We start from the raw sequence: 22,516 nt of genomic DNA on the forward strand, positions 1-22,516 counted from the left end.
CCGCCGATTCCGGGCGCTCGTGTCGCGAGGCCCGGAATGACGGCGTCTCAGCTCTTCTTCACCAGCGGGCAGACGCTCTTCTCGAGCGGCAGGAAGGCTTCATCCGCGGGGATGGTCGCCACCAGCTTGTAATAGTCCCACGGATACTTCGATTCCGACGGCTTCTTCACCTCGAACAGATAGGCGGGGTGGATCTTGCGGCCGTCGATCCGGATCGACCCCTTGCCGAACAGCGGATCGTCGGTCGGCAGCTCCTTCATCTTGGCCACGACGGCGCGGCCGTCATGTGGATTGCCGCCGAGCGCCTCCAGCGCCTTGAAATAGTGGATCAGCGAGGAATAGACGCCGGCCTGCACCATGGTCGGTGGGTTCTTCTTGAAGCGCTCCATGAACCGTTTGGTGAAGGCGCGGGTCTGGTCGTTCATGTCCCAGTAGAATGTCTCGGTGAAGTTCAGGCCCTGCGCGACGTTGAGGCCGAGCGCGTTGATGTCGGTGATGAACAGCAGCATGCCGGCAAGCCTCTGACCGCCCGAGACGATGCCGAATTCGGCGGCCTGCTTGATTGCGTTGGTGGTGTCGCCGCCGGCATTGGCAAGACCGACGATCTTGGCCTTCGAGCTCTGCGCCTGCAGCAGGAAGGACGAGAAGTCTGCGTTGTTGAGCGGGTGCTTGACGCTGCCAAGCACCTTGCCGCCATTCGCAGTGACGACCGCTGAGGTGTCTCGCTCGAGTGCCTGGCCGAACGCATAGTCCGCGGTGAGGAAGAACCAGCTGTCGCCGCCGGATTTCACCAGCGCCTTGCCGGTGCCGTTGGCGAGCATGTAGGTGTCGTAGACCCAGTGCACCGTGTTCGGTGAGCACTGCGCGCCGGTGAGGTCGGACGAGGCAGAGCCCGAGTTGAGGTTGACGACGTTCTTCTCCTTGGCGAGGTTGGCGATCGCGAGCCCGACATTGGAGGCGGCGAGATCGACGAACACGTCGACCTTCTCGACATCGATCCACTGCTTGCCGGTGTTGACCGCGACGTCGGGCTTGTTCTGGTGATCGGCCGAGATCAGGTCGATCTTCCAGCCCTTCGCCAGCAGCCCGGAATCCTCGATCGCCATCTGCGCCGCCACCGTCGAGCCGGGACCGCCGATGTCCTGATAGAGACCGGACTGATCGCCGAGGGCGCCGACCTTGGCGACCTTGTCCATCGTCTGCGCCGACGCGCTGCCGGCGAACACGAGGCTCGCGGTCATCACCAAGGCTGTCTTGACCGAGGCTGCAACGGAACGCTTCATCTTTCCTCCAGTATGATTTTTGTTTTTGAGTTCCTCATTATGCCCGGCATCGGGCGTATCGCCTAGGGCACGGGCGCGATCGATCGCGCGCGATATTCCACGCTGCGGCGATTGAGTGGCCATTGACGCGCGACGGGACGCCGCAGCGTGCGCGCGTCGACGATGAAAGCGAGGGATGGCTTGCAGCGCGGTCCGCGCTATTTCCAGTAGTAGCGGATCGCGACGTAGACCACGACGAGGCAGGCGAAGATCAGCGCCACCGGCAACGGACGCTTGGCGTTCGGGGCAGCGGCGGCCGTCTTCTTGGCGGGCAGGCGGCGGAACGCGGTGACGTTGCCGGTGTCGGCGGCCGGTTCGCGCGAGCGTGCCGGAACCTCGGGTGCTTTGCCGGCGCCGCCCATCTCCGCATAGTAGGTGCGATACATCTCCTGGATCGTCGCCTCGCTGGCCTCGCCGTCGCTCATCTGGTCCAGCAGCTTCTTGTGGATGGCCAGGAAATTCTGCGCCTCGGGCGGCAGGGCGGAGGCGCCGTTCAGCTTCGCCATCATCTTCCAGGTCGCAAAGTCGGCCCGCGCGCGGGTGTCGGCGCGTCGTGCAATCAGCATATCGGCAGCTTTGATCACCATGGCCTCGAAGCGTTCCCGTCCCTGCGCGTGAGTAGGAAGATTGGGTCCCGATGTTGCGATCGGGTCATCCGCAAATCAAGGCTATGTGTTTCCGGTAACGAGGAGAAGGGCGTTGATTACATAGCCGGTCAGAGTTCGCAGTATCGTTGAAATAACATCAAGATTTAGGCCGATCTGCCGGCCGATTACGGGCAGCAGGATCAACAGCCCGATCAGGATCAGCATGCCGTAGGGCTCCAGCCGGGCGAGCGGGACCGCCAGCGGCCGCGGCAGCAGCCCGACCGCGACCCGGCCGCCGTCCAGCGGCGGGATCGGCATCATGTTGAAGATCGCGAGCACGATGTTGATCAGGAAGGCGTTTTTCAGATTGTCCGCGGTCCATTTTGCCGCATCTGCGGGAACCAATGGCAGCGCGTGGAATGCCAGCGCCGCCGCGGTCGCCAGGATGATGTTGGTGACCGGGCCGGCGAGCGCCACCCACACCATGTCGAGCTTGGGATGGTTGAGCTTGCGGAAGTTCACCGGCACCGGCTTGGCGTAGCCGAACAGGAACGGCGAATGCGCGAACAGCAGTACCGCGGGCAGGATCAGCGTGCCGAACGGATCGATGTGCTTCAGCGGGTTGAAACTGACGCGGCCGAGCTTCCAGGCGGTGTCGTCGCCGAGCCGGTGCGCGACGAAGCCGTGCGCCGCCTCGTGGAACGTGATGGCGATCACCAGCGGCAGCACCCAGACGGAGACGTCGTAGAGGGAAATGTTCAATGGCGTGCCGCCTCGGGTTCACTCGGACCGGACCCTCAGGCTAGCACGGATTCGCTGACGGCTTTGCGGGGGCGTGGCCGCGGGTCAGTGTGTGTCCGGCGCGACCACGCGGGCGCGTTGCGGCTGGGTCGTCGCGATCCAGATCCCGACGAACACCGTGACGATGCCGGCCATCAGATTCCAGCTCAGCGGCTCGCCGAGTAAGGCTGCGCCGACCAGCGAGGCGGTGATCGGATTGACGGTGACTGATATGGCCACCCGGGTCGGCGTCGTCCGCTCCAGCGCGAAGGCCCAGAGATAGAAGGTGAGTGCTGCGCCGAAGGCGCCGAGATAGGTCGCGCCGAACCATTGCGGCGCACCGAACTCCGCAACCGGCGCGAAACTGCCGCGCAGCAGAGAGCCTGTTATCAGGACCGCAGCCCCGGCCGCCATGGCCAGCGTGGTGAAGGGGATCGGGCCGGAGCGGCGGATATAGGGCTTCGACCAGATGCTGTAGAGCGCCATGCACAGCGCGGCCGCGACCATCAGCAGATCGCCGCGCCAGGCGCCTGGCGGGGCCGCGGCGAGGCCGGAGAGCAGCGCCATCGAGACGCCCAGGATGGTGACCAGCACGCCTATCGTCTTTCGCGCCGTGAGCGGTTCGGCACCGAGCGCCGCGCCGACCAACATGGTCAGTAGCGGCAGCGTCGAGAGCGCGAGCGCACCGCGGGCGGCCGTCGTGAAGATGAGCGATGCATTGAACAGGACCGGAAACGCCGCAAAGAACAGCAGGCCGAGGCCGGTGACACCAGGCCAGTCGCGCCGCGGCGGCCAGCTTCCACGCTGCAGCAACGCCAGCGGCAACAGCAGCAACACGCCGATGCCGAAGCGGAACGCGCCGATCGCCAGTGGATCAATGGCACCGACCAGAAACCGCGTCGCCCCGATCGAGGTTCCGCCGAGCCCGCTCGACGCGACCGCGGCCAACACCCCCCAGATCTCGCCCATCCCGCTTCGACCCCTCTGTTTTGCTTGCGCAATCTAGGGAAGGGTCGATAATCAGTAAATGGAATAAACTTGATCGACTAAATCACGGATTATGATGAGTTTGCCCGTCCTGGACCCGGACCTTCTGCAAGCCTTTGTCGCGGTGGCGGACCATCGCTCCTTCACCCGCGCCGCCGCGGCGCTGAACCGGACCCAATCCGCCGTCAGCATGCAGGTGAAGCGGCTGGAGGAGCGGCTGCAGGCCGAGCTGTTTCATCGCAGCACGTCCAGTGTCGATCTGAGCGCGGCTGGAGAGGGGCTGCTCGGCTACGCCCGCCGTATTCTGAGTCTCAACGTTGAGGCGGTCGGCCGGGTGCGCGAGCACGGCATCGACGGGCGGGTGCGCCTTGGCGTGATGGACGATTACGGGACGCTGATCGTCCCGCCGCTACTCAAGGAGTTCATCGCCAATTATCCACTGATCCATGTCGAGATGGAGACCGGGCTGACATCGTCGATGACGGATCGGCTTGGCGAAGCCTATGACCTCGTGATCGCAATGCACCCCGAAGGACGCGGCGAGGGCGAATTGCTGCGTACCGAGCAGGCGGTGTGGGCCGCGAGCGCATCGCATCGTGTCGAGGGGCTCGATCCGCTGCCGGTTGCGCTCTATCCGCAGGGCTGCCTGTTCCGGAGTTGGGCGATGCAGGCGCTCGACGAAGCGAGCCGGCCGTGGCGGCTCGCCTTTGTAAGCCACAGCCTGTCCGCGGTCGAGGCGATCGCGGCGCAGGGCCTTGCCGTGACCGTGGTCAAGTCGGGCACCTTTCCACCGGCGCTGCGGCGCCTGACCGCGCGCGACGGCATGCCGCGGCTGCCGCGCGCGGAGATCCGATTGCACCGCGCGCCGAATCTTGCGCGCGCGGCGTCACTGCTCGCAGATCATCTCGTCGCAGCCCTGCGACAACCCGCCAAGCGGGGCGCGGTAGCTTCGGTTCTGATTGAATCAGAACCGAAGCTTTAGCTTCTTATTTTGACGCGTTTTCTTCACGCGAACCGGCGTCCACTTCGCTCGAAAACGCTCTAGTACGTCGCCCGTCCGCCGGAGATGTCGAACACTGCGCCGGTCGAGAACGCGCAATCTTCCGACGCCAGCCAGGCCACCATCGAAGCAAGCTCCTCGACCTGCACGAAGCGGGCTTTTGGAATCTTCGACAGCATGAAGTCGATGTGCGCTTGCGTCATCTGGTCGAAGATCGCGGTCTTCGCCGCGGCCGGCGTCACCGCATTGACCAGGATGTCGTGCTGCGCGAGCTCCTTGCCGAGCGATTTGGTGAGCGCGATCAGGCCGGCCTTCGACGAGGAATAATGCGCGGCGTTCGGGTTGCCTTCCTTGCCGGCGATCGAGGCGATGTTGACGATGCGGCCGTACTTCTGGCCGATCATGGTCGGCACGATCGCTTTGCAGCAGATGAACGGCCCCTCGAGATTGAGCCGTATCACCCTGCGCCAGTCGTCGAGATCGGTTTCCCATACCGGCTTGTTGGCTCCGGTGATCCCGGCGTTGTTGACGAGGATGTCGATCTTGCCGAACGCCCGCAGCGTCTGATCGCGCGCGGCGTCGACCGCGGCGGGATCGGTGACGTCGGTCTTGATCGCGATCACGTTCTCGCCGATCGCCCTGGCGGTTTTCTCTGCCAGCGGCTGGTCGAAATCCCAGATCGCGACCCTGGCGCCTGATGCGACAAAGCGCTCGGTGATGGCGCGGCCGAACCCTTGCGCGCCGCCGGTGACGACGGCGCAGCGGCCGTTGAGATCGATCTTATTCATGCCAGATGCCTTTGATCGCGTGAACGTCAGAGCATGAAGCCGCCGTCGACGACCATGTCGACACCGGTGGTGAATGCGGCTTCGTCGCTTGCAAGATAGACTGCCATCGCCGCGATCTCCTCGGCGGTGCCGAGCCGGCCCATCTTCTGGCGCGCGACGAACTTCTCGCGTCCGTCCGGTCCTGCAGCGGCTGCGCGCTCCAGCATCGAGGGCGTCTCAACGGTGCCGGGGCAGATCGCGTTGCAGCGGATGCCCTGGGTGATGAAGTCGAGCGCAACCGCGCGCGTCAGCAGCGAAACTGCCGCCTTCGACGCGCTGTAGACATAACGGTTGGCCGGCGGCCGCAATGCCGCGCAGGACGAAATGTTGACGATGCTGCCGCCGCCGCCTTCCAGCATCGCCGGCAGAAACGCCTTGATGGTCCGGTGCATCGACTTGACGTTGAGGTCGAACGAGAAGTCGAAGTCCTCGTCCGAGCACTCCAGAATGGTGCCGTGATGCACGAAGCCCGCCGCATTGAGCAGGATGTCGATCTTGCCGACGCGCTTGGCGAAGCTGTTGACCTCGGCGGTGTTGCGCACGTCGAGCCGCGCGGTCTCGGCGACGCCGTCCTTGCCGAGGCTGGCGATGCCGCTCTCATTGATGTCGGTGGCGACTACGGTCGCGCCTTCACGCGCGAATGCGATCGCGCATGCGCGCCCGATGCCCGCCGCCGCGGCGGTGACGACGGCGCGCTTTCCCTTCAGTCTGTCTGACATGGAAGTCTCCTCGAAGTTCTAATTGAATTTGCTGCCGCCGTCATTGCGAGGAGCGAAGCGACGAAGCAATCCATACTTCCGCTGTGGGGAAATGGATTGCTTCGCTGCGCTCGCAATGACGATGCGGAGCTAGTGATTGTCCCGCGCCACGCCGACCTTGCCGGCGATGTCGTGGTAGCGCGTCGCGAGCTCGAGGCAGGCGCCGGTCGCGTGCTGGCCGACGGTCTGGCGGTAGAGCTCCTGCCACGGCGTCTGGTTGGCCGGGTGCGGGAAGCCGCCCTTGGCCTTCAGCTCTGCGCGGCGGGTGCGCAGTTCATCCTCCGAGATCATGATGTTGGCGCTGCCCTTGTTGAGGTCGATGCGCACCTTGTCGCCGGTCTTGAGGATCGCGAGCCCGCCGTCGGCCGCCGCTTCCGGCGAGGCGTTCAGGATCGACGGCGAACCCGAGGTGCCGGACTGCCGGCCATCGCCGATGCAGGGCAGGGACAGGATGCCGCGTTTGATCAGCGCCGCCGGCGGCTGCATGTTCACGACCTCGGCGCCGCCGGGATAGCCGATCGGGCCGGTGCCGCGAACGAACAGGACGCAGTGCTCGTCGATGTCGAGCGCGGGATCCTCGATTCGCGCGTGATAGTCCTCCGGGCCCTCGAACACGATGGCACGGCCCTCGAAGGCGTTGAGGTCCCTCGGGTTGGACAGATAGCGGTCGCGGAATTCCTTCGAGATCACGCTGGTCTTCATGATCGCGGAATCAAAGAGATTGCCGCGCAAGACCAGGAAGCCGGCGTCCTTCACCAGCGGCTTGTCGTAGCCCCAGATCACGTCACCGTCGGGCGCCGGCGCTTCCTTGCAATTCTCGCCCATGGTGCGGCCGTTGACGGTGAGGGCGCCTTCATGGATGCGCTTGTGCTTGATCAGCTCGCGCACCACCGACGGCACGCCGCCGGCGCGGTGATATTCCTCGCCGAGATAGAAGCCGGCCGGCTGCATGTTCACCAGCAGCGGCACGTCATGGCCGTATTTCTGCCAGTCGTCGATCGACAGCTCGACACCGACATGGCGCGCCAGCGCATTGATGTGGATCGGCGCATTGGTCGAGCCGCCGATCGCGGAATTGACCACGATGCAGTTCTCGAACGCCTCGCGGGTCAGGAAGTCCGACGGCTTCAGGTCGTCCCAGACCATGTCGACGATGCGCTTGCCGGTCTCGTAGGCGATCTGGCCGCGCTCGCGATAGGGCGCCGGGATTGCCGCGCAGCCCGGCAGCGAGAAGCCGAGCGCCTCGGCGAGCGAGTTCATCGTCGAGGCGGTGCCCATGGTGTTGCAATGGCCGACCGACGGCGCCGAAGAGGCCACGATCTCGATGAACTGCTCATAGTCGATCTCGCCCGCGGCGAGGCGCTCGCGCGCCTTCCACACCACCGTGCCGGAGCCGGTGCGCTGGCCTTCGTGCCAGCCGTTCAGCATCGGGCCGCCCGACAGCACGATCGCCGGCAGGTTGACGGTCGCGGCCGCCATCATGCAGGCCGGGGTGGTCTTGTCGCAGCCGGTGGTCAGCACCACGCCATCGAGCGGATAGCCGAACAGAATCTCGACCAGGCCGAGATAGGCGAGGTTGCGGTCGAGCGCCGCGGTCGGACGCTTGCCGGTCTCCTGGATCGGATGGGTCGGAAACTCCATGGCGATGCCGCCGGCGGCGCGGATGCCCTCGCGGACGCGGTGCGCAAGCTCGAGGTGATGGCGGTTGCAGGGCGACAGGTCGTTGCCGGTCTGGGCGATGCCGATGATCGGCTTGCCCGACTGCAATTCCTCGCGGGTCAGCCCGTAGTTCAGGTAGCGCTCAAGATAGAGCGCGGTCATGCCCGGATTGTGCGGGTTGTCGAACCATTCCTGGGAGCGGAGCCGGCGGCCCTTGCCCGTCTTGGTCTCGCCTGCGGCGCTATGCCCGTTGGTGTGGGGTTTTGTCATTGGTTTCTCCCGCAATGCAAACTCTTGATGGGCCCATTCAAGGGCTCTGGTTCAACGTTGTTCTACCTTGCGCAAATCGTCGCGCATTACAAACCTCGACGATCACGCACAGGTGTTTCACTGGATGGATTGGACCTTAGTTCAAGGCGCTTGGTTGCGCTATCATTTTGTCATCTTTTGCGTCCCTTGTGACGGGCTGGTGTCGGGTGGATGTCAGCTGCGCCGTGCCGAGCTCTGCCGTTCCATGACACTGAAGCCGAGATCGACGATGGGCTCGCCGGGCCGGCGTCCTTCGAGCGTCTCGATCACCATCATGGCAGCGTTTCTGCCCATTTCGTAGCGATTGGTGCGCACGCTGCTCAGCGTCGGCTCGCTCGATGCCATGAATTCGAGGTCGTTGAAGCCGACGATCGCCATCTGCTCCGGCACCGCCATGTGACGGCGCTTGCATTCGAACAGCGCGCCGAGCGCCAGGTCGTCATTGACGCAGAACACCGCGTCGATGTCGGGCGTCTTGGCGAGCAGGTCGGCAAACAGCGTCCCACCCAATGTCACCGAGGTTGGAATCGCCGTCGTGACAATGAGCTGCGGATCGAACAGCCCGGCCTCGGTCATCGCGGCGCGATAGCCGTCAAGCCGCCGCTGCACCCGCGGATCCATTCGCGCGCCGAGGAAGCCGATCCGCCGGTTGCCCTGCGCGAGCAGGTGGGCGATTGCGGCTTTTGCCGCGTCAAAATGCGAGAATCCGATCATCATGTCGATCGGGGAGGGCCCGACTTCCATGATTTGCACGATCGGGCAATCGACCGTTTCCATGATGCGGCGGGAATCGGCGGTCTGGTTGATGCCGGTAATGATCAGCCCGGCCGGCTTCTGTGCCAGAAAAAGACGCAGCAGGCGCTCTTCCTGCAGGATGCTGTAGCGGGTGTTGGCGAGCTGAATGCTGTAGCGGCTGCCGTCGAGCGCGTCATAGATGCCGCGCAGCACGTCGGCGAACACGTTGTTGGTCAGCGACGGGATCAGGACACCGATCACCTCGGTGCGCTGCGACGCAAGCGCGCGTGCCGCGAGATTGGGCACGTAACCGAGTTCTTTTGCCGCACTTTCGACCCGGGCGCGCTTGCCGGCCGAGAGTGCATCCGGATTCCTGAAGAAACGCGAGGCCGTAATCGGACTGACGCCGGCAAGCTTCGCGACTTCGGCGAGCCGGATCTTGCCTGGCGTGATGTGCTTTCGGGCCATTTGCCGCTCATATCACGACGTTCGTCGCAGACAAACCGATATTGACAGCGCTACCAAGCGATTGCTAATCGAACGATTGCCAAAACCGGATAAACTGCGGACAATAACGCAAGTCCAACAGAGCCGCGCACCCAGCGTGGCCGGAACAAAACAGAGCGGTGGCGGCACTCGTCGTACGCCGTCGGGAACTTGAGGGAGGGAAGTGGATGTCGTCGGTCCAGATTCGCGACGTGCGGAAGTCGTTCGGCAATTTTGAAGTCCTGCACGGCGTGTCGATCCCGATCGAGGACGGCGAGTTCGTCGTCCTGGTTGGCCCTTCCGGCTGCGGCAAGTCGACCCTGCTGCGCATGCTGGCCGGACTTGAGAACATCACCTCTGGAACGATCTCGATCGGCGACCGCGTCGTCAACAATGTCCAGCCCAAAGAGCGCGACATTGCGATGGTGTTCCAGAACTACGCGCTCTACCCGCACATGACGGTCGCCGACAATATGGGCTTCTCGCTGAAGCTGCGCGGCGCCAAGCCCGAGGAGATCTCGAGCGGGGTCAAGCGCGCGGCGGAAATCCTCGCGCTGACGCCGCTGCTCGAGCGCTATCCGCGCCAGCTCTCCGGCGGCCAGCGCCAGCGTGTCGCGATGGGCCGCGCCATCGTGCGCGATCCGCAGGTGTTCCTGTTCGACGAGCCGCTGTCGAACCTCGACGCCAAGCTGCGCGTTGCCATGCGCACCGAGATCAAGGAATTGCATCAGCGGCTGAAGACCACGACCGTCTACGTCACCCACGACCAGATCGAGGCCATGACCATGGCCGACAAGATCGTGGTGATGCATGACGGCATCGTCGAGCAGATGGGCTCGCCGCTCGAGCTCTACGACAAGCCGGAGAACCAGTTCGTGGCCGGTTTCATCGGCTCGCCCGCGATGAATTTCCTCAAGGGCAAGGTCAAGGTGAACGGTGCCGCCTATTTCGAGGGACCGAACGGCGTCAAGCTGCCGCTGAAATCGGCGCCGGCCAATTCCGACGGCAAGCCCGCGGTCTACGGCGTGCGGCCCGAGCATTTCACTATCGCCGATGACGGCGCCGAAGCCGAGATCGTGGTGGTCGAGCCGACCGGCTCGGAGACCCAGGTGTTTGCCAAGCTCGGTGGCGAGCAGGTCGTCGCCGTGTTCCGCGAACGCCATCAGTTTAACCCGGGCGACAAGGTTCGGCTCAAGCCGGATCCGGCGCTGGTCCATCTGTTCGACGATTCGACGGGGAAACGACTGAATAGCTGACCGATTGATCGATCCGAATGGCCGACCAACAGGCCAGATCAAAAACAAGAAAAACACAGTCATTTGGGAGGAAGGACGATGCACGATTTTACTCGCCGCTCGCTACTTCAGGGCGGCACCGCGCTGGCCGCAACCGGGATGCTGACCGGGCCGGCGTTGTTTGACTTCGCCAAGGCCTGGGCGCAGAGCGCGCCCTGGAAGGTGGAGCCCGGCGCCAAGCTCACCGTGATGCGCTGGAAGCGCTTCGTGCCCGCGGAAGACGATGCCTTCAATGCCATGGTGGCGGCCTTCAAGGCGGCAACCGGCACCGAGATGAACGTGTTCAGCGAGTCCTTCGAGGACGTGCAGCCGAAGGCCTCGGTCGCCGCCAACACCGGCTCGGGTCTCGACCTCGCCTGGGGCCTGCACACGCTGCCGCAGCTGTTCCCGACCAAGGTTCTCAAGATGAACGACGTTGCCGATTATCTCGGCAAGAAGTACGGCGGCTGGACCGAGGCCGCAGCCAAGACCTGCAAGCAGGGCGATGACTGGCTCGGCATTCCCGTCGCGACCATCGGCGGCTATCTGACCTATCGCAAGTCGGCGGTCGAGAAGGCCGGCTTCAAGCAGGTGCCGTCCGACTTCCCGGCCTATCTCGAACTCTGCAAGGCACTGAAGGCGAATAACACGCCGGCCGGCTTCGCGCTCGGCCATGCCACCGGCGACGCCAATGCCTGGGTCCACAACATCCTCTGGGGCTTCAACGGCTGGACCGTCGACAAGGACGACAAGGTCATCATCAACTCGCCGGAGACGATGAAGGCGCTGGAGTACGCCAAGGCGCTGTCGGATACCTTCATTCCCGGTGTCGCATCCTGGAACGACTCCTCCAACAACAAGGCGTTCCTGTCCGGCGAACTGTACCTGACCTCGAACGGCATCTCGATCTACGTCGCCGCCAAGGACGACCCGAGCAAGAAGGAGCTCGCCGAAGACATCGACCATGCGCTGTGGCCGGTCGGCCCGATCGGCAAGCCGACCGAGCTGCAGCTCGCGGTGCCGATCCTCGCCTTCAACTTCTGCAAATATCCGAATGCGGCGAAGGCGTTCATCGCCTTCATGCTGGAGAAGGAGAATTTCGAGAAGTGGCTGTCGGGCGCGCGGGGGTATCTTACACACACGCTCAACGCCTACGACACCGCGCCGGTCTGGACCGCCGACCCGAAGAATGCGGTGTTCGGCCAGGCCTCGAAGCGCGCGCTGCCGGCCTCCGGCATCGGCACGCCCGGCGAGAAGGCGGCGACCGCGATCGCCGACTTCATCGTGGTCGACATGTTCGCGAACTACTGCACCGGCGCCAAGGACGGCAAGACCGCGATGGCGGAAGCCGAACGGCAGCTGAAGCGGATCTATCGCTGATGTGATGGCCGCGGGCGGCGGAGAACCGCCGCTCGCGCCGTCATTGGAATGCCATCACTGGAATATTGCGTAGTCATGCTCAATCCTTTGAGCAATCGGGACATCGCCTATGGCTGACATCGCCCTTGCGCCGCGACGTGCGAAGACTGAAATCCGCGAAGCGACCGCCTGGGATCAGCTGCGCCACAACAAGAACTGGCTCGGCTTCTGGTTCATGGTGCCGGCGATGGCGTTCCTGATCTTCTTCCTGGCCTATCCGCTGGGCCTCGGGATCTGGCTGTCCTTCACCGACACCCGCATCGGCCGCGTCGGTCATTTCATCGGCACCGAGAACTATGAGTGGCTGTGGGACGATTCCATCTTCTGGCTGTCGGTGTTCAACACGCTGCTCTACACCTCCGTCGCGAGCGCGGTGAAATTCGCGGTCGGGCTCTATCTCGCGCTGCTGCTCAACGAGCGCATGCCGTTCAAGGCGCTGCTGCGCGCCGCGGTGCTGATCCCCTTCATCGTGCCGACCGTGCTGTCGGCGTTGGCGTTCTGGTGGATCTTCGATTCGCAGTTCTCGATCATCTCCTGGTCGCTGAAGCATCTTGGCCTGATCACCCAGAACATCAATTTCCTCGGCGACACCACCTGGGCCCGCATCTGCGTGATCTTCGCCAATATCTGGCGTGGCGTGCCGTTCGTCGCGATCACGCTGCTGGCAGGCCTGCAGACCGTGCAGCCTTCGCTCTACGAGGCGGCGACGCTCGACGGCGCCTCGCGCTGGCAGATGTTCCGCTTCATCACCTATCCCTTGCTGACGCCGATCATCGCGGTCGTGATGACGTTCTCGGTGCTGTTCACCTTCACCGATTTCCAGCTGATCTGGGCGATGACCCGCGGCGGCCCGGTCAACGCCACCCATCTGATGGCGACGCTGTCCTACCAGCGCGCGATCATCGCCGGACAATTGGGCGAGGGGGCTGCGATCTCGAGCGCCATGATCCCGTTCCTGCTCGCCGCGATCATGGTGTCCTGGTTCGGCTTGCAGCGCAGGAAGTGGCAGCAGGGAGAAAGCAATGACTGACCTTCCTGCGCCCAAGGTCGATCTCAAGTCCATCCTGTCGACGCCGGCGCGCGTCGACAACAGCGAGGGCATGAGCTATTTGCAGTCGGTGCCGCGGCGGATCGTGACGCTCTACATTCCGCTGTCGATCATCGTCATCATCCTGCTGTTCCCGTTCTATTGGATGGGGCTGACCGCGATCAAGCCGGACGACCAGCTGCTCGACCTCGACAAGTACAATCCATTCTGGACCTGGAATCCGACCTTCAAGCACATCCACAAGCTGCTGTTCGAGAGCTACTACCCGCACTGGCTCTGGAACACGATGTATGTGGCGATCGGTGCCACCGTGCTGTCGATCATCGCGAGCGTGCTCGCGGCCTACGCGATCGTGCGGCTGCGCTACAAGGGCGCCAACGTCGTCGGCGGCCTGATCTTCCTGGCCTATCTGGTGCCGCCGTCGATCCTGTTCATTCCGCTCGCCACCGTCGTGTTCCAGTACGGCCTGTTCGACTCGCCGATGGCGCTGATCCTGACCTATCCGACGATCCTGATCCCGTTCTCGACCTGGCTTCTGATGGGCTATTTCAAGACCATCCCGTTCGAGCTCGAGGAGTGCGCGCTGATCGACGGCGCCAGTCGCTGGCAGATCCTGATCAAGATCGTGCTGCCGCTTGCCATTCCCGGCCTGATCTCGGCCTTCATCTTCTGCTTCACGCTGTGCTGGAACGAGTTCATCTACGCGCTGACGTTCCTGCAATCGACCCCGAACAAGACCGTGCCGGTCGCCATCGTCAACGAATTCGTTGACGGTGACATCTATCGCTGGGGTTCCCTGATGGCAGGGGCGCTATGCGGCTCGCTGCCGCTGGTTATTCTTTACGCCTTCTTCGTTGAGCATTATGTCTCGGCGATGACGGGTGCCGTGAAGGAATAAGCGCGCAAGGCCCGCAGCTGAATTCGAACAAGAGAAGAAAAGGAGCAGGGTCGTGCACATTCTGATTCTGGGCGCCGCCGGCATGGTCGGCCGCAAGCTGACCGAGCGTTTGCTGCGCGAGGGCCGTCTCGGCAAGCAGGACATCAGCAGGATGACCTTGCAGGACGTGGTCGCGCCGGCCAAGCCCGCCAACGCCTCGATCCCGGTCAATGTCGTCGCATCCGATTTCGCCGATGCCGGCGCCGCGGCGCTCCTGATCGCCGAGCGCCCGGACGTGATCTTCCATCTCGCCGCAATCGTCTCGGGCGAGGCGGAGGCCGAGTTCGACAAGGGCTACCGGATCAATCTCGACGGCACCCGCTACCTGATCGACGCGATCCGCGCCGTGGGTGGCGGCTACAAGCCGCGGCTGGTGTTCACCTCCTCGATCGCGGTGTTCGGCGCGCCGTTCCCCGAGAAGATCGGCGACGAGTTCTTCCATACGCCGCTGACGAGCTACGGCACGCAGAAGTCGATCTGCGAGCTGCTGATCAACGATTACACCCGCAAGGGCCTGCTCGACGGGATCTCGATCCGCCTGCCGACGATCTGCGTGCGGCCGGGCAAGCCGAACAAGGCGGCGTCCGGTTTCTTCTCCAACATCATCCGCGAGCCGCTGGCGGGCGAGGAGGCGGTGCTGCCGGTGTCCGAGGACGTGCGGCACTGGCACGCCTCGCCGAAATCGGCGGTCGGCTTCCTGGTCCATGCCGGCACGATGGATCTCAACGCGATCGGGCCGCGGCGCAATCTCAGCATGCCCGGGATGTCCGTCAGCGTCGGCGAGCAGATCGCGTCGCTGGAGCGCGTTGCCGGCAAGAACGTCACCGCGCGGATCAAGCGGGTGCCAGATCCGACCATCATCGGCATCGTCTCGGGCTGGCCGCGCGATTTCGTCACCGACCGCGCGCTGAAACTCGGCTTCACGACGGCCGAAAAGACATTCGACGACATCATCCGCATCCACATCGAGGACGAGCTGGGCGGCAAGTTCGCCGCCTAGCTCCGCTCAGGCACGCGGGTCTTGGTATGACCAGGGTCGCCAGCATCGGCGAATGCATGATCGAGCTGCGCCAGGCTCCGGGCGGTCAGCCCGGAGGCCTGTATTCGCGCTCCTATGGCGGCGACACGCTCAACACCGCCGTCTATCTGTCCCGGCTCGGCGTCCACATCGATTACATCACGGCGCTCGGCGATGATGCGCTGAGCGATGAGATGATCGCGGGCTGGGCGAGCGAAGGCATCGGCACCAAGCATGTCGCGCGATTGGCAGGCAAGCTGCCGGGGCTCTATCTGATCCAGACCGACGACAAAGGCGAGCGGTGCTTCTTCCACTGGCGCGAGAGCGCCGCGGCGCGCGAGCTGATGGATTTGCCCGAGACGGACGACATCCTCAACTCGCTTGCGACCTACGACATCGTCTATCTCTCGGCGATCACGCTCTCGATCCTGCGCGAGGACGGACGCGAGCGGCTGATGGCGGCGCTCAAGCGCGCGCGGCTGCTGGGCACGCGCTTTGCGTTCGACACCAATTTCCGCGCCCGCGGCTGGCCGGACCTGGCTCTTGCACGGAAGGTCTTCAGCAGCGCATTCGAGACCGCCGATATTGTGCTTGCCTCGACGGAAGATCTGGCGCCGCTTTATCCCGGCGAGAGCAACACGGCGTTGCTCGCCGGCATCTCGAGCCCCGAGGTCGTGCTGAAGCTCGCCGAGCCCGCCTGCATCGTGCGTTCGGCCGGGGGAACGCGCGAGGTGAGAGCGGAGCCGCTGCCGAAGCCGGTGGTCGATACCACGGCGGCCGGCGACAGTTTTGCCGCGGCCTATCTCGCCGCGCGGCTCGGCGGCGCCGAGCCCGTGGAGGCGGCACGCGCCGGCCATCGTCTGGCCGGGGTCGTGGTGTGCTATCCCGGTGCGATCATTCCGCGCTATGCCATGCCGCCGAAGAAGGCTCCTCGTCCCCCACCATCCCGCAAGGCCTCGCAATGACAACGACATCGAAGCAGGACCGGATCGCCGAGCTGATCCGCCAGGCCACCGTGATCCCGGTGCTGACCATCGAGCGGCTGGCCGACGCGGTCCCGCTCGCCAAGGCGCTGGTCGCGGGCGGCGTGCGGACGCTCGAGGTGACGCTGCGTACGGCGGTTGCGGTCGATGCTGCCAAGGCCATCATCGCCGAGGTGCCCGATGCGGTGGTCGGGATCGGCACGATCCTCAATGCCGACGATCTGGCGCGCGCCGAGGCGCTCGGCGCCAAATTCGGCATCAGCCCGGGCGCGACGCCCGAATTGTTGAAGGCGGTCGCTGCCAGCGGGCTGCCTTTCGCGCCGGGGATCGCAACCGCGTCGGAGTTGATGCAGGCACTGGCGCACGGCTTCGACGTCGTCAAATTCTTCCCCGCGGAGCAGGCTGGCGGTATCAAGGCACTGCGCGCGTTGGCCGGTCCATTCCCCAACGTCAGGGTCTGCCCGACCGGCGGTATCGGTGAGGCGAATGCGGCGATCTGGCTCGCCGAGCCCAATGTGCTGGCGGTCGGTGGTTCCTGGCTGTGCCCGGCGGCCGATATCCGCGCCAGCAACTGGGCGGGCATAACCACCATGTGCGCGAAGGCGATGAAAACGCTGAAAGCCGGCTAGAACTCCGTTCCGATAGGAACGGGGTTCTAGATTCTGGTTTTGACGCGTTTTCTTTACACGAACCGGTATCCACTTCGCTCGAAAACGCTCTCGAGATACGCTACATAACTCCCGAACAGGAACAGGGAGATACGGCCATGACAGCAGCCAGCATTGTGGGTTGGGCGCACACGCCATTCGGAAAGTTTGACGCGGAGACCGTCGAGGGCCTCGTCGTCAAGGTCGCCAACGAGGCGCTCGCCGATGCCGGCATTGCCGCGTCCGACGTCGACGAGATCATGCTCGGCCATTTCAACGCCGGCTTCTCGCCGCAGGATTTTACGGCGTCACTGGTGCTGCAGGCCAATCCGGCGCTGCGCTTCAAGCCGACCACCCGCGTCGAGAACGCCTGCGCCACCGGATCGGCCGCCGTGCACCAGGGCATTCGTGCCATCGAGGCGGGCGCTGCGAAGATCGTGCTGGTCGTCGGCGTCGAGCAGATGACGAAGACGCCGGGCCCGGAGATCGGCAAGAACCTGCTGAAGGCGTCGTATCTGCCTGAGGACGGCGACACGGTCGGCGGCTTCGCCGGCGTGTTCGGCAAGATCGCGCAGGCCTATTTCCAGAAATACGGCGACCAGTCGGATGCGCTGGCGATGATCGCCGCCAAGAACCACAAGAACGGCGTCGCCAACCCCTACGCTCAGATGCGCAAGGATTTCGGCTTCGAGTTCTGCCGCGCCGAGAGCGACAAGAACCCGTTCGTCGCCGGTCCGTTGAAGCGCACCGATTGCTCGCTGGTGTCGGACGGCGCCGCCGCGCTGGTGCTGACCGATGCCGAGACCGCCAAGACCATGGGCAAGGCGGTGAACATCCGGGCCACTGCCCATGCGCAGGATTTCCTGCCGATGTCCAAGCGCGACATCCTGCAGTTCGAAGGCTGCACTGTTGCCTGGCAGCGCGCGCTGCAGAAGGCTGGACTGCAGCTCTCCGATCTCTCCTTCGTCGAGACCCACGACTGCTTCACGGTCGCCGAGCTGATCGAATATGAAGCGATGGGCCTGACGCCGAAGGGGCAGGGGGCGCGCGCGATCATGGAAGGCTGGACCCAGAAGGATGGCAAGCTGCCGGTCAATCCGTCCGGCGGCCTCAAGGCCAAGGGCCATCCGATCGGCGCCACCGGCGTTTCCATGCACGTGATGAGCGCGATGCAGCTCGCAGGGCAGGCGCCCGAGGGCATGCAGCTCAAGAACCCGCAGATCGGCGGCATCTTCAACATGGGCGGCGCTGCGGTCGCCAACTACGTCTCGATCCTCGAGCCGGCGAAGTAGCTTGAACATTGCCGAATGGCTGGCGGCGACGGCACGGGCGCGTCCCGATGCGCCGGCGCTGCTGACCGGGTTCGACCTCGACGCTGACTATGCAACCTTTGCCCGCCGCGCCGCGTCGATCGGGGCGACGCTGGCGCGCGATCACGGCATTGCCGCTGGCGACCGCATCGCGCTGTTTGCCGGCAATTGCACGCAATATCTCGAATGCCTCTATGGCATCTGGTGGATCGGCGCCGCGGCGATCCCGATCAACGCCAAGCTGCACGGCCGCGAGGCGGCATGGATCTGCGGCAATGGCGGCGCCAAACTGGCTTTCGTGTCCGACGACACGATCGGTGCGCTGCTTGAGGCGAAGGACGACTGCCCCGCCGGCATGACCATGCTGTCGGTCGATAGCGACGCTTACAAGGCGATGCGAAGCGGCGAGGGGCCAGCTGCACCATTGCCGCGCGAAAGCAACGATCTTGCCTGGCTGTTCTACACCTCGGGCACCACGGGTCGTCCCAAGGGGGTGATGCTCAGCCACGGCAATCTGGTTGCGATGTCGCTGTGCTATCTCGCCGACGTCGACGCGGCGACGCCGAACGATGCCTCGCTTTATGCGGCGCCGATCTCGCATGGCGCCGGCCTCTATAATTTCCCGCATGTTCGGATGGGCGGCCGGCACGTCGTTCCTGAGTCCGGCGGATTCGATCCGGACGAGGTGCTCAACCTCGGCCGCCAGCTCGACAATGTCGTGATGTTCGCGGCGCCCACCATGGTGCGCCGTTTGGTCGATGCCGCCAAGAAGCGCGGCGAGAACGGCGAGGGACTGCGCACCATCATCTATGGCGGCGGGCCGATGTACACCGCCGACATCACCGATGCGATCGCGACCATGGGGCAGCGCTTCGTGCAGATCTATGGCCAGGGCGAGTCCCCGATGACGATCACGGCGCTGTCGCGCGACTGGCACCGCGCGAGCAATCATCCGCGCTATCTCGAACGGCTGGCTTCGGTCGGCACCGCGCAGAGCGTCGTCACCGTGCGCATCACCGACAAGGACGGCAAGCTGCTGCCCGCAGGCGAGACCGGCGAGATCGAGGTCAAGGGTGCGACCGTGATGCTCGGCTACTGGAACAATCCGAAAGCCAATGCCGAGACGCTGAAGGGCGGCTGGCTGCGCACCGGCGATGTCGGCCGGCTCGATGCCGACGGCTTCCTGACGCTGTCCGACCGTTCCAAGGACGTGATCATCTCCGGCGGCACCAATATCTATCCGCGCGAGGTCGAGGAAGCGCTGCTGACGCATCCTGATGTCCGCGAGGTCTCGGCGATTGGTGTGCCAGATCCGGAATGGGGCGAGATCGTCGTCGCCTGCATCGTGCTCAAGGACGGCGCCGCCGCCGACGACGGCAGGCTCGACGCGCATTGCCTTGCCTCGATCGCCCGCTTCAAGCGGCCGAAGCGCTATGTCTATCTCGATGCCCTGCCGAAGAACAATTATGGCAAGGTGCTGAAGACCGCGCTGCGGGAGATGATGGCCAAAGGATCGGTTAAGGGATAGGCCGCCGCCTCCCGTCGCGCTAAGCTTGCGTGTGCCTTGTCACCGGGAGAACGGACCATGGGAATCGAGACGTCTCTGTCGCTGTCGGAAGTGAACGATCGCATCGCAATCCTCCGGGACAATATCAGGCAGCTGATCGAGCAGGCCGCAGGTGCCGCTGGCGCCGAAGTCGAGGAGCGCATCGCCGAGCGGCTCGAGCAGCAGAATGCGGAACTGGAAAAGCTCCTGAAGGCGCGCGAGGCGATGACCGGGCAGTAACCGGCATCGGGCCGGCGGCGGGCTTCGTCTTTGCCCGCCCTGCGTTCCGCCGCGCGGAAACGATCCGGCCGCCGCCGCGCATACGCCCATACGCCCGGCGCAGCTTGATCTCGGCGAACAGCTCCCGTTAGTAGGCATGATCCGGAAAAGTGCAAAGCGGCTTTCCGGAAAAGCTCATGCTCAAAAGACGCCAAAGCGCGATGACGCTCGCCTGATCTCATCACGCTTTAGCTGCGTAAACAGGACATCCGGGAGCGAACAGGACGATGGGACCACTGCAGGGTATCAAGGTCGTCGACATGACGACCGTGCTGATGGGACCCTATGCCACCCAGATGCTTGGCGACTACGGCGCCGACGTCATCAAGGTGGAATCGCCTGACGGCGACGTGACGCGGCAGATCGGTCCGACCCGGCATCCGGGCATGGGGCCGGTGTTCCTCAACACCAACCGCAGCAAGCGCTCGGTCTGCCTCGATCTGAAGAAGCCGGCGGGGCGCGAGGCCGTGCTGCGGCTGATCGCGCAGGCCGACGTGCTGGTCTACAATGTGCGCCCACAGGCGATGGCGCGGCTGCAACTCGGTTACGACGTCGTCGCCAAGGTCAATCCGCGGCTGATCTATGCCGGCGTGTTCGGCTTCGGCCAGGAAGGGCCCTATGCCGCAAAGCCCGCCTATGACGATCTGATCCAGGGCGCCACCGCGCTGCCGGCGCTGATGGCGCAGACCTCGGACGGGGTGCCGCGCTACGTGCCGAATGCGCTGGTCGATCGCATCGTCGGGCTCACCGCGGTCGGCGCGATCTGCGCGAGCCTCGTGCATCGCGACCGCACCGGGCAGGGCCAGCGCGTCGACATTCCGATGTTCGAGACCATGGCCGGCTTCGTCATGGGTGACCATATGGGCGGGCTGACCTACGATCCGCCGCTCGACAAGGGCGGCTACGCGCGGCATCTGTCGCCGGACCGGCGACCCTACAAGACGCTGGACGGCTATATCTGCGTGATCGTCTACAACGACAAGCAGTGGGAGAACTTCTTCAAGGCGACCGGCCGCGACGATCTGCGCAGCGATCCGAAATTCGCGACCTTCGCCGGCCGCGCCACCAATATCGATGTCGTTTACGCCGAGCTTGCGCGCATCCTGCAGACCAAGACCACGGCCGAGTGGAACGAGATCCTCGAAAAGGCCGACGTGCCCGTGATGCCGATGCACGATCTAGAGAGCCTGCTGGAGGACCCGCATATGGTCGCGACCGGCGTCTTCCCCGTGATCGATCATCCGACCGAGGGCCGCATCCGCAGCATGACGCCGTCGGCGCGCTGGTCGGAGACCAAGGTCGAGCCAAGCCGGCTGGCGCCCAGGCTCGGCGAGCACAGCGCGGAGATTTTGCGCGAGGCGGGTTTCTCCACTGACGAGATCGCGGCGATGGTGCGCGACGGCGCGGCCAAAGTGGTGAAGGCATAGGAGCACGACAGATGGATTTCGCACTCTCCGCCAACCAGGAATCGATCCGCGACGCCGTCGCCAAGATCTGCACCCGCTTTGACGAGGCCTACTGGCTGAAGAAGGACAAGGAGGGCGGCTATCCCGCCGACTTCCATCGCGCGCTGGCCGATGCCGGCTGGCTCGGCATCTGTATCCCCGAGGAGTATGGCGGCTCCGGGCTCGGTATCACCGATGCCGCGATCATGATGCGCACGATCTCCGAATCCGGCGCCGGCATGTCGGGCGCGTCCGCGGTGCACATGAACGTGTTCGGGCTCAATCCGGTGGTGGTGTTCGGTACCAAGGAGCAGTGCCAGCGCATGCTGCCGCCGATCATCGACGGCCGCGACAAGTCCTGCTTCGCGGTGACCGAGCCCAACACCGGCCTCAACACCACGCAGCTCAAGACCCGCGCGGTGCGCCAGGGCGACAAATACGTCGTCAACGGCCAGAAGGTGTGGATCTCGACGGCGCAGGTCGCCAACAAGATCCTGCTGCTCGCTCGCACCACGCCGCTGGAGGAGGTGCACAGCCCGACCCATGGCCTCAGCCTGTTTTACACCGACTTCGACCGCAAGCGCGTCACCGTGCACGAGATCGAGAAGATGGGCCGCAAGCCCGTCGACTCCAACGAGCTGTTCTTCGAGAATTTCGAGATTCCGGTCGAAGACCGCATCGGCGAAGAGGGGCGCGGCTTCGAATACATCCTGCACGGCATGAACCCCGAGCGCATCCTGATCGCAGCCGAAGCGGTCGGCCTCGGCCAGATCGCGCTGAAGCGGGCGTCGGAATACGCCAAGGGCCGCATCGTGTTCAACCGCCCGATCGGCATGAACCAGGGGATCCAGCATCCGCTGGCGAAGTGCTGGATGGAGCTCGAGGCTGCCTGGCTGATGGTGCTGCGCGCCGGCTGGCAGTATGACCAGAACCTGCCCTGCGGCCCGGCCGCGAACGCGGCAAAGTATCTCGCGGCGGAAGCCGGCTTCCACGCCTGCGAGCAGGCGGTGATGACGCATGGCGGCTTCGGCTATGCCAAGGAGTATCACGTCGAGCGCTATTTCAGGGAATCGCTGATCCCGCGCATCGCGCCGATCAGCCCGCAGCTCATCCTCAGCTTCATCGGCGAGAAGGTGCTCGGCCTTCCGAAGTCGTATTGA

General features: G+C 64.5%; 21 protein-coding genes. 13 read left to right on the forward strand and 8 right to left on the reverse strand.

Going from position 1 to position 22,516, the window contains the following annotated elements; translation table 11 throughout:
- Positions 1–47 precede the first annotated feature (47 nt).
- The 4 genes from JQ573_RS01180 to JQ573_RS01195 all read right to left on the reverse strand — a co-directional run bounded on the left by JQ573_RS01180 (position 48) and on the right by JQ573_RS01195 (position 3,658).
- Positions 48–1,283 (reverse strand): ABC transporter substrate-binding protein, encoded by a 1,236-nt coding sequence (locus JQ573_RS01180; protein WP_212315068.1) that lies wholly within the window; start codon positions 1,281–1,283, stop codon positions 48–50.
- 197 nt (positions 1,284–1,480) lie between these two features.
- Complete coding sequence (locus JQ573_RS01185) at positions 1,481–1,888, reverse strand: hypothetical protein (RefSeq protein ID WP_212315480.1); 408 nt, start codon at positions 1,886–1,888, stop codon at positions 1,481–1,483.
- Between the two features lie 102 nt (positions 1,889–1,990).
- Complete coding sequence (locus JQ573_RS01190; protein ID WP_212315066.1) at positions 1,991–2,671, reverse strand: site-2 protease family protein; 681 nt, start codon at positions 2,669–2,671, stop codon at positions 1,991–1,993.
- A gap of 84 nt (positions 2,672–2,755) precedes the next feature.
- Positions 2,756–3,658, reverse strand: a complete 903-nt coding sequence (locus tag JQ573_RS01195; RefSeq protein WP_212315065.1) for a DMT family transporter — start codon at positions 3,656–3,658, stop codon at positions 2,756–2,758.
- A 94-nt stretch (positions 3,659–3,752) separates the two neighbouring features.
- On the opposite strand from JQ573_RS01195, the gene JQ573_RS01200 reads away from it, so the two are divergent.
- Positions 3,753–4,658 (forward strand): LysR substrate-binding domain-containing protein, encoded by a 906-nt coding sequence (locus JQ573_RS01200; protein ID WP_212315064.1) that lies wholly within the window; start codon positions 3,753–3,755, stop codon positions 4,656–4,658.
- A 59-nt stretch (positions 4,659–4,717) separates the two neighbouring features.
- On the opposite strand, the gene JQ573_RS01205 is transcribed toward JQ573_RS01200, so the two are convergent.
- From JQ573_RS01205 to JQ573_RS01220, 4 genes are all read right to left on the reverse strand, one after another.
- Positions 4,718–5,464 (reverse strand): SDR family NAD(P)-dependent oxidoreductase, encoded by a 747-nt coding sequence (locus JQ573_RS01205; protein WP_212315062.1) that lies wholly within the window; start codon positions 5,462–5,464, stop codon positions 4,718–4,720.
- A gap of 26 nt (positions 5,465–5,490) precedes the next feature.
- The gene (locus JQ573_RS01210) at positions 5,491–6,222 is read right to left on the reverse strand and encodes an SDR family oxidoreductase (RefSeq protein WP_212315060.1); all 732 of its coding nucleotides are present in this window, start codon (positions 6,220–6,222) and stop codon (positions 5,491–5,493) included.
- 129 nt (positions 6,223–6,351) lie between these two features.
- Positions 6,352–8,190, reverse strand: a complete 1,839-nt coding sequence (locus tag JQ573_RS01215; RefSeq protein ID WP_212315059.1) for an IlvD/Edd family dehydratase — start codon at positions 8,188–8,190, stop codon at positions 6,352–6,354.
- 213 nt (positions 8,191–8,403) lie between these two features.
- Positions 8,404–9,432: a LacI family DNA-binding transcriptional regulator gene (locus JQ573_RS01220; protein WP_212315058.1), complete on the reverse strand. Its 1,029-nt coding sequence runs from the start codon at positions 9,430–9,432 to the stop codon at positions 8,404–8,406.
- Positions 9,433–9,638: 206 nt separating this feature from the next.
- Between JQ573_RS01220 and JQ573_RS01225 the strand changes: the two genes are divergently transcribed.
- The 12 genes from JQ573_RS01225 (at position 9,639) to JQ573_RS01280 (ending at position 22,516) form a co-directional block, all read left to right on the forward strand.
- A complete protein-coding gene (locus tag JQ573_RS01225; RefSeq protein WP_092113040.1) occupies positions 9,639–10,706 on the forward strand; it encodes an ABC transporter ATP-binding protein in 1,068 nt (355 codons plus the stop codon).
- A gap of 78 nt (positions 10,707–10,784) precedes the next feature.
- A complete protein-coding gene (locus tag JQ573_RS01230; protein WP_212315057.1) occupies positions 10,785–12,104 on the forward strand; it encodes an ABC transporter substrate-binding protein in 1,320 nt (439 codons plus the stop codon).
- 109 nt (positions 12,105–12,213) lie between these two features.
- Positions 12,214–13,173, forward strand: a complete 960-nt coding sequence (locus tag JQ573_RS01235; RefSeq protein ID WP_212315055.1) for a carbohydrate ABC transporter permease — start codon at positions 12,214–12,216, stop codon at positions 13,171–13,173.
- A complete protein-coding gene (locus JQ573_RS01240) occupies positions 13,166–14,089 on the forward strand; it encodes a carbohydrate ABC transporter permease (RefSeq protein ID WP_092113049.1) in 924 nt (307 codons plus the stop codon). The genes JQ573_RS01235 and JQ573_RS01240 overlap by 8 nt, the downstream gene beginning before the upstream one ends.
- 52 nt (positions 14,090–14,141) lie before the next feature.
- Positions 14,142–15,128 carry a D-erythronate dehydrogenase gene (denD, locus tag JQ573_RS01245; protein ID WP_212315053.1) on the forward strand — a complete coding sequence of 329 codons (987 nt, stop codon included), beginning with the start codon at positions 14,142–14,144 and terminating at the stop codon, positions 15,126–15,128.
- Between the two features lie 26 nt (positions 15,129–15,154).
- Positions 15,155–16,111 carry a sugar kinase gene (locus JQ573_RS01250; protein WP_212315051.1) on the forward strand — a complete coding sequence of 319 codons (957 nt, stop codon included), beginning with the start codon at positions 15,155–15,157 and terminating at the stop codon, positions 16,109–16,111.
- Positions 16,108–16,758, forward strand: coding sequence for a bifunctional 4-hydroxy-2-oxoglutarate aldolase/2-dehydro-3-deoxy-phosphogluconate aldolase (eda, locus tag JQ573_RS01255; protein ID WP_212315049.1), 651 nt, complete (start codon positions 16,108–16,110; stop codon positions 16,756–16,758). The genes JQ573_RS01250 and eda overlap by 4 nt, the downstream gene beginning before the upstream one ends.
- 137 nt (positions 16,759–16,895) lie before the next feature.
- The gene (locus tag JQ573_RS01260; protein ID WP_207837387.1) at positions 16,896–18,068 is read left to right on the forward strand and encodes an acetyl-CoA acetyltransferase; all 1,173 of its coding nucleotides are present in this window, start codon (positions 16,896–16,898) and stop codon (positions 18,066–18,068) included.
- Between the two features lies 1 nt (position 18,069).
- The gene (locus tag JQ573_RS01265; RefSeq protein ID WP_212315047.1) at positions 18,070–19,614 is read left to right on the forward strand and encodes a class I adenylate-forming enzyme family protein; all 1,545 of its coding nucleotides are present in this window, start codon (positions 18,070–18,072) and stop codon (positions 19,612–19,614) included.
- A gap of 57 nt (positions 19,615–19,671) precedes the next feature.
- Positions 19,672–19,872 carry a hypothetical protein gene (locus JQ573_RS01270; RefSeq protein ID WP_024582174.1) on the forward strand — a complete coding sequence of 67 codons (201 nt, stop codon included), beginning with the start codon at positions 19,672–19,674 and terminating at the stop codon, positions 19,870–19,872.
- Between the two features lie 266 nt (positions 19,873–20,138).
- The gene (locus JQ573_RS01275; RefSeq protein ID WP_212315046.1) at positions 20,139–21,338 is read left to right on the forward strand and encodes a CaiB/BaiF CoA-transferase family protein; all 1,200 of its coding nucleotides are present in this window, start codon (positions 20,139–20,141) and stop codon (positions 21,336–21,338) included.
- Positions 21,339–21,349: 11 nt separating this feature from the next.
- Positions 21,350–22,516, forward strand: coding sequence for an acyl-CoA dehydrogenase family protein (locus tag JQ573_RS01280; RefSeq protein WP_212315045.1), 1,167 nt, complete (start codon positions 21,350–21,352; stop codon positions 22,514–22,516).

It is taken from the genome of Bradyrhizobium sp. AUGA SZCCT0105 (assembly GCF_018129565.1).
Lineage (GTDB): Bacteria > Pseudomonadota > Alphaproteobacteria > Rhizobiales > Xanthobacteraceae > Bradyrhizobium.